The sequence below is a fragment of the uncultured Mobiluncus sp. genome, assembly GCF_947087965.1.
Classification (GTDB): Bacteria; Actinomycetota; Actinomycetes; order Actinomycetales; family Actinomycetaceae; genus Mobiluncus.
Map to the genome: position 1 here is coordinate 72,574 of NZ_CAMUES010000007.1, position 12,249 is coordinate 84,822.

10 protein-coding genes are annotated in these 12,249 nt (G+C 53.8%); 5 read left to right on the plus strand and 5 right to left on the minus strand.

Going from position 1 to position 12,249, the window contains the following annotated elements:
- Nucleotides 1–7 precede the first annotated feature (7 nt).
- The 4 genes from Q0V70_RS08010 to Q0V70_RS08025 form a co-directional block, all read right to left on the minus strand.
- Nucleotides 8–1,465, minus strand: coding sequence for a hypothetical protein (locus Q0V70_RS08010; protein WP_297590516.1), 1,458 nt, complete (start codon nucleotides 1,463–1,465; stop codon nucleotides 8–10).
- A 99-nt stretch (nucleotides 1,466–1,564) separates the two neighbouring features.
- Nucleotides 1,565–2,905 carry an ABC transporter ATP-binding protein gene (locus tag Q0V70_RS08015; RefSeq protein ID WP_297590518.1) on the minus strand — a complete coding sequence of 447 codons (1,341 nt, stop codon included), beginning with the start codon at nucleotides 2,903–2,905 and terminating at the stop codon, nucleotides 1,565–1,567.
- On the minus strand, nucleotides 2,905–3,714 hold the full coding sequence (locus tag Q0V70_RS08020) for an ABC transporter permease (protein ID WP_297590644.1): 810 nt from the start codon (nucleotides 3,712–3,714) through the stop codon (nucleotides 2,905–2,907). Before Q0V70_RS08020 ends, Q0V70_RS08015 begins: the two co-directional genes overlap by 1 nt.
- A 72-nt stretch (nucleotides 3,715–3,786) precedes the next feature.
- Nucleotides 3,787–5,022 carry a glycosyltransferase family 2 protein gene (locus tag Q0V70_RS08025; RefSeq protein WP_297590521.1) on the minus strand — a complete coding sequence of 412 codons (1,236 nt, stop codon included), beginning with the start codon at nucleotides 5,020–5,022 and terminating at the stop codon, nucleotides 3,787–3,789.
- A 73-nt stretch (nucleotides 5,023–5,095) separates the two neighbouring features.
- On the opposite strand from Q0V70_RS08025, the gene Q0V70_RS08030 reads away from it, so the two are divergent.
- From Q0V70_RS08030 to rfbB, 5 genes are read left to right on the plus strand one after another with little or no spacing between them, the layout of a single operon-like run.
- The gene (locus Q0V70_RS08030; protein WP_297590524.1) at nucleotides 5,096–6,181 is read left to right on the plus strand and encodes an NAD(P)-dependent oxidoreductase; all 1,086 of its coding nucleotides are present in this window, start codon (nucleotides 5,096–5,098) and stop codon (nucleotides 6,179–6,181) included.
- Nucleotides 6,182–6,222: 41 nt separating this feature from the next.
- Nucleotides 6,223–7,059: an NAD(P)-dependent oxidoreductase gene (locus Q0V70_RS08035; protein WP_297590526.1), complete on the plus strand. Its 837-nt coding sequence runs from the start codon at nucleotides 6,223–6,225 to the stop codon at nucleotides 7,057–7,059.
- Nucleotides 7,060–7,105: 46 nt separating this feature from the next.
- Nucleotides 7,106–8,992 (plus strand): rhamnan synthesis F family protein, encoded by a 1,887-nt coding sequence (locus Q0V70_RS08040; protein WP_297590529.1) that lies wholly within the window; start codon nucleotides 7,106–7,108, stop codon nucleotides 8,990–8,992.
- Nucleotides 8,993–8,997: 5 nt separating this feature from the next.
- Complete coding sequence (locus tag Q0V70_RS08045; RefSeq protein ID WP_297590532.1) at nucleotides 8,998–10,218, plus strand: acyltransferase; 1,221 nt, start codon at nucleotides 8,998–9,000, stop codon at nucleotides 10,216–10,218.
- A gap of 52 nt (nucleotides 10,219–10,270) precedes the next feature.
- On the plus strand, nucleotides 10,271–11,263 hold the full coding sequence (gene rfbB / locus Q0V70_RS08050) for a dTDP-glucose 4,6-dehydratase (RefSeq protein ID WP_297590534.1): 993 nt from the start codon (nucleotides 10,271–10,273) through the stop codon (nucleotides 11,261–11,263).
- A 98-nt stretch (nucleotides 11,264–11,361) separates the two neighbouring features.
- Here the strand turns inward: rfbB and rfbA are convergent, their stop codons facing one another.
- Complete coding sequence (gene rfbA / locus Q0V70_RS08055) at nucleotides 11,362–12,225, minus strand: glucose-1-phosphate thymidylyltransferase RfbA (protein WP_297590535.1); 864 nt, start codon at nucleotides 12,223–12,225, stop codon at nucleotides 11,362–11,364.
- Nucleotides 12,226–12,249 lie beyond the last annotated feature (24 nt).

Below are 12,249 nucleotides of genomic sequence, written 5' to 3' on the forward strand. Positions count from 1 at the left end.
ATCAGTACTATAACCGATGAGCTGGATCGGTGGACCAAGACTCGGTCATACAGCCCCCGTTGTTGCCTTGTCCGTTTTCGGGAAGGAACTGCCAAGTAATCATTGAACCGGCAATCAAAGTCGTATCCCAGTCTTTGCCGGCCGGCACACCTCCAACGATACCCTCAACTTCAAAGTCGCGATTAGCGGTACGTTTTGCATGTAAACCATAGGTTTCAGTTGGAGTCCATTCCGTGTAGAACCCGCAGTCGCCCACCGAGGCATTGCCAGCCTGGGTTTCCACGTCACTAAAGAAGGCATGAACATAGTCGCCGTTATTGGCGCCATCGCCTTCCACCGAGGCATAGAGTCGGCCACGGAAGTTGACTTTCAGATTCGCTATGGGCCGACCGTCATACCACACGACTGCCCAACCGGAGTCAGCCCACCATTCAATTCGGAAGTTATGCCAGGACCAGTCGGAGGGTTTCACATAGTCGTAGTCGAAAATGCCGTCCTCCATCCGGCCCAAGAAAATCCAGGGTTTGCCACCAGTTTCCGGAGCTCCACGGTCGGTTTGTATCCCGGCCGCTGCCGCCGACCCGTACTCATCGTGCAGGCGAATGTAGGCATTGAAGCCTCGTCCGGCACCGTTATTCATCAGGTTTGCGCTGATGGAAGCATAGGGCTTACCTTCGGGGATAAACACCCGGGTGCCTTTATTGATGCCGGAAAAGTTTATGTTAGTGAAGGTCACATTGGCGCTGTCGCCGGGATTCTTGCCGGCAGCCATCATGGTTGCAGCCGGGCCGTTCATAGAGCCGCTGAAATAGTAGGGTCCATAGCGGCGGGTATTGTCCACGATAAACAGGATTGACTTAGAACTCCACTGGGCTTTGATGATGTGACGGTAGTCGCGAATGTAATGCTGCTGGTCGATGTCCACCGCGGTGCCATTTTGCATCTTTTGAATGATGGAGGCGTTGTTCAGTTGCTGGCTGTAGTCAACCAGGGGATAGATACCTTGGAACATTTGTCCCCGGTTCATACCGCGCACGATGATTTGCGGGCCGTAGGTTACGTAGCCTTCACTCAAAATTCCAATTTCGTACCAATTTGCCCCGTCAAACATCATCTGGAGCACTGCCTTATGATCTCCGGTGCCGTACGTACACATACCTGGCTGGCAGTGTTCCCCATTGTTGCCCACTAGTTGCAGATTTAGGGTGCCATGACGGGCCATCTGGTAGGTAGTGGTGGCTTGTGCTCCGCTCCACAGCCCGTCCTGGGATTTTCCTGCCAGGTTCACTTGCGCATTGTGGTCTTGGATGCTAGCACTCCAACCGTTACTGGCTGCAGTCCAGTAGCTGGTAGTGGAAGCGTGAGCCCGGGGAGCCTGCCAGGCAGTCACCCCGGTCAAAGCCATGGCGAACGCAAATAATCCTGCGATGATGCGTAAATAAAACCGTTTCTGGTGAGAAATCATAGAGATCCTTCAATCGCTTAATCCAAATGCTCTACTATTATAGACACGCCTGGGTATGCGAAAATTCGGGACCGCTATTTTTGGCTATTATGCCAGCTCTTAGGCTTGACCAGCTTCATCTGCGCTGAACGTATCAGGATTTGTTAACGCTTCCCAATAGGCTGCGTCTCGGGCGGGTAATTTCACCATTGGAACCGGGGGAGTCAGGTTGGTGAATGTCGAGTTAAAAGTGACTACTCCGGCAGATTCCATTCCTGCCCACGGCAGAACATCAAAGGCTAAACCTTTTTGCCAGGCATCGTACATGACGGACGAATCAATGTTCTGAATGGAGCAAGAGAGGAAGTAGGTTCCCGGACGCAGCGGCAGCCGAGGAATCTTGACTTCAATAGTGCCGCTGCCTGGGTCGATGTATTCCGGTACGTATCCGGCGTCCAGGGTGTGATATCCCCATACCCAGTAGCCTTCGCGAGTGTCTACCGATACTCCAAAGATAGGTTTCTCGATGCGTTCTTTGGCTTCATAGGTCAGTCGGATAGTCACTGGGTCACCGGTGTGAACCTTTTCTGCCCCCTCAGGCCCCAGCCATTCCATCTTGGTGACTTCGACCTGTCCGCTGCCGAACCGGGTTCCGCCGCCCTGCTCAACCCGTCTCGCCCCGTGAGCCATATTGGAATAGCGGTCGACAATCTCGGAGGCTCCTCCGACAGCCACCAGTTTTCCGTGATCCAGCCAAGCCGCCTCATCACAGAAAGTCCGCATTTGTTCCAAACCGTGGCTGACCACAACCACGGTGCGGCCTTCAGAACGGAACTGGGCAAACTTTGCCATACATTTTTCTTGGAACTCCAGGTCACCAACCGCCAGGATTTCATCAACCAGCAAGATTTCCGGCTCCACATGGATGGCTACGGAAAATCCCAGGCGCACATACATTCCGGAAGAATAGCTTTTCACCGGTTGATCAATAAACTTTTCCACCCCGGAAAATTCCACAATCGCGTCTAGTTTGCGTTCAATCTCGGCTTTGGACATACCCAAGATGGAACCGTTGAGGAAAATATTTTCCCGGCCGGTCAAATCGGGGTGAAACCCGGAACCAACTTCCAGCATGGCAGCAACACGGCCGCGGGTGGTAATAGTGCCGGAGTCGGGGCTCAAAATCCGGGCGATGCATTTCAACAGAGTAGATTTACCCGAACCGTTCTGACCTAACAGGCCGAAAGTTTTCCCTTCGGGAATCTCTAAATTGATGTCATCCAAGGCATGGAACAGTTCATAGCGTTCTTTCTTGCCTTTCAAGAGGCGACGTTTCAAGGATTGTTCGTGCTCGTGGTAAATCCGAAAAGTCTTGGATAAGTGTTCGACCGTGATGGCGGGCGGACGTGAGGAATCGCCCGTAGAGACTGTTGCGAGAGAAAGACTGTCGCGTTTTGACATTAGAGTTCCTCCACGATTCTCGGTGAGAAACGACGGTAAACCAGTATCCCCATCAGGAGATTAAAAGCAGTCCAGGCCAGGATGCCTCCCCACACTTCTGGTCCGGGCAAAGCGTAGTCGTAGAGAACCGAGCGGAAGGCTTCCAAGATAAGCTCGGCGGGGTTGAGACGGAACGCCACATCCAAAGGCAAGGGTTTACCCTGCCAGCCCCAACCCATCTCAAACAGATGCTCCTGGGCGGCCACCAACATCGTGAGCGGGAACACGACTCCGGAAGCGTACATCCACACTTGGGCAAGGATGCCCCACAGATGAACGATGTCCCGAAAGTAAACGGTGGCGATAGCCAAAAACAAGGCCAAACCAAAGCTGAAAAGCCCGGTAATCACGACAATCAGCAGCAGTAAGGGGAGGTATATCAGGACTTGGGGTCCCCCAACCAGGGCGGTGATAATCACCAACACGCTCAGTTCAAAGAGAAAATCGAAAGTGCGAGCCAGGGCTGCGGAAAGTACCAGCACGTAACGCGGAAAATACACTTTGGTCAACAATCCTGAGTTACCGACCAAAGCCCCCATGCCGTCATTCACTACGCCCACCAGGTATCCCCAACACAACACTCCGATGCCAATCCACAGCGCGAAGGAATCAATCCCGGAATTGCGTCCCGGTTCCACTCCGCCGCGGAAAACCAGCCCGAAAATCACGGCGAAAACCGCGATGGTGGCCAACGGGTTAATCAGCGACCACAGTCGACCCAACAGGGTGCCTTTATATTCCGAGCTGACGACGCGTTTGGCTAACACCATGGTTAGAGCCACGGTGTGCTTCCAGGAATTCGGGTTCTCTCCGGTTGTGGAATCGGGTTGCTTCGTCATTAGCTACGCTTCGTCTTTGTCGGAGGAGTCGGTCTGGGTATTTGGCTCCGCAGAAGGGCGTGCGGTGCCGGGACGACGGCCAAGCAGTCGGGCAATCCAGGTCTTGACACTTCGGTTGTCGAGGCGCTGGTGCAGGGCTTTCAACAGCTCGGTTGCTTCGTTGATCTGATTGGATAGATTTTGGTTGGTTTCCGCCTGCAAACCTTGATATTGTGCCATTTGGCTTTCCAATAACTGAATTTGGGCGTCTTTCACCATTTCGAGGTGGTGTGCCTGAACGGCCTCAATCTCGCGTTGCTCACGTTGCAGTTCCTCTTTATAGTGAGCCATCAGCAGAGCCAATCCCAATGTTGCTGGATTGGCATGGTTCGCTTGGCGGAGGTAGTTATTGCGAATAATGGCGTGAAAGTCGTGGTGTTCACGAGCGGCCACCACAATTGAGTTGCCTAAATCTCCGCTCAAGTTTTGGCGGTGATGCCAGTTTGCCAGGGGTTGCGCTAAGTAGCGCACCTCGCCAAGCAGCAGCAGCCGAAGGGTAAAATCCCAATCCGCCAAAACCGGCAGAGTGGAATCCCATCCCCGCAGGGTCTCTAGTGTTTCGGTGCGAAACAGCAAAGCTACCGGGGGCACAAAGTTTTCAATTAGGGTATCTTCCAAGTTAAGCGCGGTTTTGTCCGCGGCCAACAGTTCGCGCGAGACCTCGGTAACGGTGTGATTTTCCACGTCAACAGTCTCATAAATCACGTTGCTCTGGGTGGCTGCCGCGACCGCTGTGGGGTGCTGATGCAGTTCACCCACGGTTGTTTCCAGGAACTCCGGCTGCCAGGAATCATCATCGTCTAACACAACTGTGTAAGTTGCTTGCAGCTGTTGCGCGCGGGCAAAACCGGGATTGACCACGCCCTCGCGTCCGGTTACGTCCCCGGGACCCAAGTTAATCACTTCACTGCGTTCACGCTGCTGGGTAGGAACGGACTCGAGGAGGGCCTGAATCGTGTCGCGGTTGCCGCGGTCATTGACAATAATATGGACATAATCGGTGAAGGTCTGGGCGCCGACACTAGCAATGGCTCGCTTCAAAAGCAGTTCCCGGTTGTGAGTCCGGGTCACGATGGCTACGGCTGGCAATCTTCCTCCACGGTTCTTGAACTTTTCATATCCTACCGTATTCCTTGGGAAATCCTCCCACCGCTGGTGATGCCGATTTCTGCGATACTGCCAGATAGGTGAAACTGTCATTTTTTCGCCTTTGGTCTAACGGATAAGATAGTCACTGTTCGCAACGATGGTTTTTGGGGAATACGGAGTAACAATGACGGAGCCAAGAATTGCCTGGGTGACCGGTGGGGCTGGATTTATCGGGTCGGCTCTGTCCACGTCCCTCGTGGAGCGTTTCGATAAGGTCATTGCCATCGACAACCTTCTGGCTCAAGTTCACCCGGAGGGCCAGCCCGCTGCCGGTTTTGATTCACGCGTCGAGCTGCTAATCGGCGATGTAACCTCAGCTGATACGTGGGAAACCGCGCTTTCACAGGGTAAACCTGAGGTTGTGGTGCATCTAGCGGCGGAAACTGGTACCGGCCAGTCCCTGCGGGAATCTACCCGTCACACGATGGTGAACGTGGTGGGAACCTCCCTTATGCTGGATCAACTTCAGTCGCACCAGGCCATACCGCGCCGGATTCTCTTGTGTTCCTCCCGAGCGGTCTACGGTGAGGGTGCGTGGCGTCGAGAGGAAGGCCCGCAGGCCGGGGAACTGTTTTACCCCGGAATGCGAACCGCGGCGATGCTGGGTGCGGGGCAGTGGGATTTTCCTGGCGCTCAGCCAGTGGCGCAGGACGCCCGCCGGGTTACGGTTCACCCTGAATCAGTGTACGGAATCACCAAATGTGCCCAAGAGGATCTGCTGACCCTGTGGGGGGATGCTTTTGGATGTGAAATCGTGATTTTACGTCTGCAAAATGTTTATGGTCCTGGGCAAACTCCCGGTAATCCCTACACCGGCATCATGTCGATATTCTCTCGACTGGCTCGGGAAGGCCGGGTTATTCCCCTCTACGAAGACGGCCTGGTACGTCGAGATTTCGTGATTATTGACGATGTGGCTCGAGCCTGCCTGTTGGCTTTGGAGGCCAAAACCCCGCCCCGTTTCCCAGTCGATATTGGTTCGGGAGTGTACACGACCATCGCTGAGGCCGCGCGGATAATCGCGCGAATTTATGGTGCCCCTGAGCCTGAGGTGACCGGTCAGTGGCGTCACGGTGATGTGCGTCACGCTTGGGCGGATTCCTCCGGGGCGGCTCAAGCCTTGGGCTTCCAGGCTGAAATTGGTCTGGAACAAGGCCTGCAGAAACTGACAAACTGGATTGATCAGACCTGGCAACGAGACAAATCTTAAGGTAAGTTTTCCCTAATTGAGAGGCTGGTATTATCAACATTATGCGTAAGAAAATTTTGGTTACCGGGGCGGGCGGGTACATCGGTCGCCACGTTGTTTCGTCACTGCTTGGCAAAGGCCACCAGGTCTCCGTGGTCGATCGGCGCACCGACGGTATCGACCCACGGGCCAAGATTTTGGATGTCGATATTTTTTCCGGCAGCGAGACTATCTACGATGAGCTGGAACGTCCCGAAGTCGTGTTGCATATGGCGTGGCGCGATGGTTTCAAGCATAACTCCCCGGCTCATATTGATGATTTGGCTGCCCATATGCATTTCACCGAGAACCTGTTCAAAGGCGGGTTGAAAACGTTTGCCACCATGGGAACTATGCACGAAGTTGGCTACTGGGAGGGCGCTATTGACGAACACTGTGCGTGCAACCCGGAATCAAACTACGGAATCGCAAAGAACGCGTTGCGTCAGTTCACTTTCATGAGCGCTAAACAAAATGATGCCACGGTATTGTGGTTGCGCGCCTACTACATTACCGGCGATGACCTGCACGGAAACTCAATCTTTTCCAAACTGCTGAAAGCCTCGCGCGACGGCCAAAAACATTTTCCCTTCACCATGGGAAAGAACCTCTATGATTTCATTTCGGTTGATGAACTGGGCGAACAAATCGCGGCGGCTTCAACGCAAACGGCGGTAACGGGGATTATCAACGTGTGCAGTGGCAAGCCAATATCCTTGGCGGAACGAGTCGAGGCCTACATCTTGGAAAATCATTTGGACATCACTCTGGACTACGGAGCCTTCCCCGACCGCCCTTATGATTCGCCTGGAGTGTGGGGCGACCCGACGAAGATAAACCAGATTATGGCTTCGGCTTAACAGTCCGATAGCGAGAGAACCTGGAACAGGGAAAAAGGGAGACTTTGTGGCAGCACTTGCACCCAATCCGAAACGTCTGGGCATATTTTTCTTCTTTGATGCGGATGGCGTGGTTGACGATTATATAGAAACCATGCTCGCCGACATGGTGAAAAACACGGCTGAACTGTGCGTGGTGGTGAACGGCAAACTGGATTCTGCCGGGCGGGCGCGCCTGGAAAAATTTGCCGACAAGCTGATTGTGCGGGAAAACGTTGGGCTTGATGCCTGGGCCTATAAGACTGCGTTGGATTCCTACGGATGGTCTCGGCTCGTGGAATTTGACGAAACGGTGCTGTTCAACGCGACCATTATGGGTCCGGTTTATCCATTCCGGGAAATGTTTGATTCCATGGGGACGCGCGACATTGATTTTTGGGGAGTGACGTGGTTCCACGAATATCCCGAGGATCCTTTCGGGACTACCCCGGAGGGGTACATTCCCCGGCATCTTCAGTCGCATTTTCACGTCTATCGCCGTTCCTTGGTCAGTGCTCCCCAATTCCAGGACTATTGGGATCATCTTCCCCCGATGTCAAGCTATTTAGATTCCGTCGGGAAACATGAAATTCCGTTTACAAAACGATTTGAGAACCTGGGATTCAAATCCGATGTCTATGTAAACACTGAGGATATGGAAGGCTTCACTAACCAGCCAATCCTGTTTGCCCCCAAAACTCTGATTGCGGAAAAACGCTGCCCGATTTTCAAGCGGCGCACCTTCTTTCATCCCTACGATGATGTTTTGAACCAGTCTGTCGGTAACGCGGCGGTGGAGCTCTATGAATATCTGCGTGACCACACGGACTATGACACGAACTTGATTTGGAACAATGCTTTGCGCAGCATGAATATGGCGGATTTGGTGAAAAACCTAAAGCTAACCTATGTGTTGCCAACCCAGGCTCTGAACCCGCGCATTGAGACGGATGCCCGCCCTCAAAAACTTGCTTTGGTTGCGCACGTGTACTACATGGATTTGCTGGATCAAACCTTGAAATACCTGCGTTCGATGCCGGAAGGCGCGGACTTGATTATCACCGTCGGGTCTGAGGAAAAAGTTGCGCAAGTCCGTTCGGCCTGTGCTGGAATGCCTTACCACGTTGAGGTACGCCGCATTGAAAATCGCGGCCGTGACGTTTCCGCGCTGTTGGTAGGGGTCAAAGACATCATTGATAACTACGATTTGGTGTGCTTTTTCCATGATAAGAAAGTCACCCAACTCACCCCCGGTTCCATCGGTGACGGCTTCGCTTATAAATGCTTTGAAAATCTGCTTCCCACCAGGGAATTTGTCGAGAACGTGGTTAATAAATTTGCTCAGGAGCCCCGGCTGGGCATGATGTTCCCCACCGCTCCGAACCATGCGGATTATTTCCTGCCCTACAGCGTCGCCTGGGGTCCGAACTTTGAGGGCACCAAGAATCTGCTCCAGGACATGGGCGTCGAGGTTCCCCTCGACCCGCACAAAGAACCTATTGCGCCCCTGGGAACCATGTTCTGGTTCCGGCCTGCCGCCCTGGCACCGCTGTTCGCCAAAGATTGGCAGTGGGAAGATTTCCCACCCGAACCCAATGCTATTGACGGCACTCTGTTGCACTATATTGAGCGAGGTTACGGCTATTTTGGGCAAAGCGTGGGATATTTCAACGCGTGGCTGTTTTCGGATACTTTCGCGCGCATTGAGCTGACGAACTTGAGCTACTACACCAAAGAATTTTCTTACGGGACAGCGCTACGTTTCGGCGGCGGCTCGGCCATGGAAATGTTGAAGTCCCTGCATTCACATAAAACCTTGAAAATGCGTTTGGCGCATTTCGCGAAAACTCGGTTACCGAAATCTTGGGTTGCCGTCCTGAAACGGGTCTACTTGCGCCGGAACGGGGGTAAGTGAACACAGTGAGCGAAACGACCGAAAAACGCGTGGAATCACACGAATCAAAACCCGGGGCAAAGCCAAAAAAGCGATACTTTTACCTGGATTTTATCCGGGCGCTTAGTGTCCTGATTATCGTCCTGACTCACTTTAACAACCCTTACCTGTCTACGGGTGGTTATCTGATTACTAACCAACCCTTCGGAGTGTATGTGGGCAGTCTGGGGGTGTCCTTGTTCCTGATTATTTCCGGGACGGCACTGAGCTTTACGTATAAACGGCCGCTGGATTTTAAAAAATACTTTAAAAAACGTTTCCTGGGAATCTACCCCATGTTTTGGATGGCTTGGGCGGTAGGAACTTTATCTCTGTTTGTGATCCATAACGGGGTCCCGCTCAATGCCGCCCCAGCTCGCACTTTCGTGTTTACGTTCTTCGCGGTAGATGGCTTGGTGGCAAACTTCGGAGTGCAAACCATGTATTTGCTTGGTGAGTGGTTCCTAGGTTTCATTGTCCTGTTCTATATTGTGTTCCCGCTGCTACTGTGGGCGGTGCAGCGTTTCCCCGTGGTTACTGCCATAGTGGGTCTGGCAATCTATGTCGGTACCTGGTACTTCTTGCACTCAACTCCGCACAGTTTTCCTAACGGGGTCATTTTGCCGTTGCGGCTTCCCGAATTGCTGTTCGGAATCTATTTCGGTTCTTTCTTTCGGGAAGGGAAAGTCCATCCGCTGCTGGTGTTCCCCGCGGCTGCCGTTTTAGGTTTGAGCACGGCTTTTCCGAATTTTGACGAGGACATCGCGCTGACCTGGGTGGGAATTGCGGCTTTCATTATTCTTGCGGTTGTGGCACGTTATGTGGACTTCAACATTGTCAAGGTGCCCATCAATCTCATTTCTAAGTATTCATACGCCATCTTCCTGGTACACCACGTGGTGATTATGGAACTGTATTTCCACCTGGACTGGAAAGACTTTGTGCCCTTGCAACGTTGGATGATGCTGGCGGTCGTGTGCGTTCTGACCTATGTGCTGGCCGTAGGGCTTTATCACAGTCATGGAGTCGTGATGCGTTACGTTTTCAAAGCGTTGGAGCGCCCGCAGCGGGAAGCGGCAAATCCAGCTGGAATCGGTTCTAACCCTAATGCCTTGGGCAGACCGGAAACTGGGAACCCCGGCGCTTTGGAAGGTGAGGCTGTTGCACAGCTAACTGGAAATAATGAGCCTGTCGAAAAAACAGAGTAAACATACCTTGACCAAGGTAGGCTGGAAAGCGTCGAAATAAAGGAGGAACTTCATGCACGTTTTGGTCACCGGCGGAGCCGGTTTCATTGGCGCTAACTTTGTCCACACGACTGTGGAGGATTACCCGGATGCTACCGTGACGGTGCTGGATAAGCTGGGCTATGCCGGTAATCCGGACTCGATTGCGGGGCTGGATCGGGTGAACCTGGTGGTCGGTGACCTGGCCGACCGCGACTTGGTGGACTCCCTTGTGAAGGACGCTGACCTGGTGGTTCATTTCGCTGCCGAGTCCCACAATGACAACTCGCTGGTAGATCCGTCACCGTTTATCTATTCCAACCTGGTGGGCACCTTCCATATCCTCGAGGCCTGCCGGCGCCACCACGTGCGCCTCCACCACATCTCGACCGATGAAGTCTATGGCGACCTGGCGCTAGACGACCCCCACAAGTTCACTCCCGAAACTCCCTACTGGCCCTCCTCGCCCTACTCGGCCTCAAAAGCGGGGTCCGATATGCTGGTGCGCGCCTGGGTGCGTTCCTTTGGGGTGGAAGCGACTATTTCAAACTGTTCAAACAACTACGGACCCTATCAGCACGTGGAAAAGTTCATTCCCCGCATGATTACAAACCGCATCGACGGGGTGCGTCCGCGCCTGTACGGCGATGGTTTGAATGTGCGCGATTGGATCCATGTGCATGACCACAACACTGCCGTGTGGGCCATTATTGAGAAAGGCCGCTTGGGCGAAACCTACCTGATTGGCGCCAACGGCGAGAAAAACAACCTGGAAGTCGTGCAAACTCTGAACCGGATGATGGGATTCCCCGAAGACGACTTCGACCATGTTAAGGACCGTCCCGGTCACGACCGGCGTTACGCGATTGACAACACGAAGCTGTGTCAGGAAACTGGCTGGACCCCGCGGTTTACCTCGTTTGAGGAGGGTCTGCGTGACACTATCGACTGGTACACCGCCCACGAGGACTGGTGGCGTCCGGCAAAGGAAGCAACTGAGGCAAAATACGCGAAACAGGGCCACTAGACAAAGCCGCTGTAGCTATTTTGCGATTAAATCGGGGTTGCTGGTCATATAGACCAGCAACCCCGATTTAATCCCCGATTTCTGACAAATCTGGGGCGTTAGGCTTCCAGCAGCCCCAGCAGGTAGTCCCCGTAGCCGGATTTCCGCAGCGGCTCGGCGCGTTCGGCCAGCTCCGCGTCACTCAAAAATCCCCGACGCCAAGCGGCTTCTTCGGGGCAGCCCACTTTCAGGTCTTGGCGTTTTTCCACGGTTCGCACGAAAGCAGTCGCGTCCGCCAGGGAATCAAAAGTCCCGGTGTCCAGCCAGGCCGTGCCGCGTGGCAGGACCTCAACCTGCAGTTTCCCCGCTTCGAGGTAAACCCGGTTGACGTCCGTAATCTCGTATTCTCCGCGGGCACTGGGTTTCAAATCCCGGGCAATCCCTACCACGTCATTGTCATAGAAATACAGACCCGGCACGGCATAGTTTGACTTGGGCTGCGCGGGTTTTTCCTCAATGGAAATGGCGCGGAAGTTCTCATCGAATTCCACGACGCCGTAAGCCTTGGGGTTGTGGACATGGTAGGCAAATACAGCCCCGCCATCAATACCCTTAAAGCGCTGCAGCTGGTCGCCCATGCCCGGACCATAGAAAATATTGTCGCCCAGCACCAGGGCGGCTTCTTCCGAACCGATGAAGTCCGCCCCCAGCACGAACGCCTGAGCCAGGCCGTTGGGGACCTCTTGCACCTGATATTCCAGGTGAATCCCGAACTGGGAGCCGTCGCCGAGCAGACGGTGGAAAGACGAGGCATCGTGCGGGGTGGTGATGACCAGGATGTCTTGAATCCCGGCCAGAATCAAGGTCGTCAGGGGGTAGTACACCATCGGCTTGTCATAGACCGGCACCAGCTGTTTCGAGGTGCCCAAAGTGATGGGATGTAAACGAGTGCCGGACCCGCCGGCCAAAATAATTCCACGCATGAAACCAAGCCTACCAACCAAAAG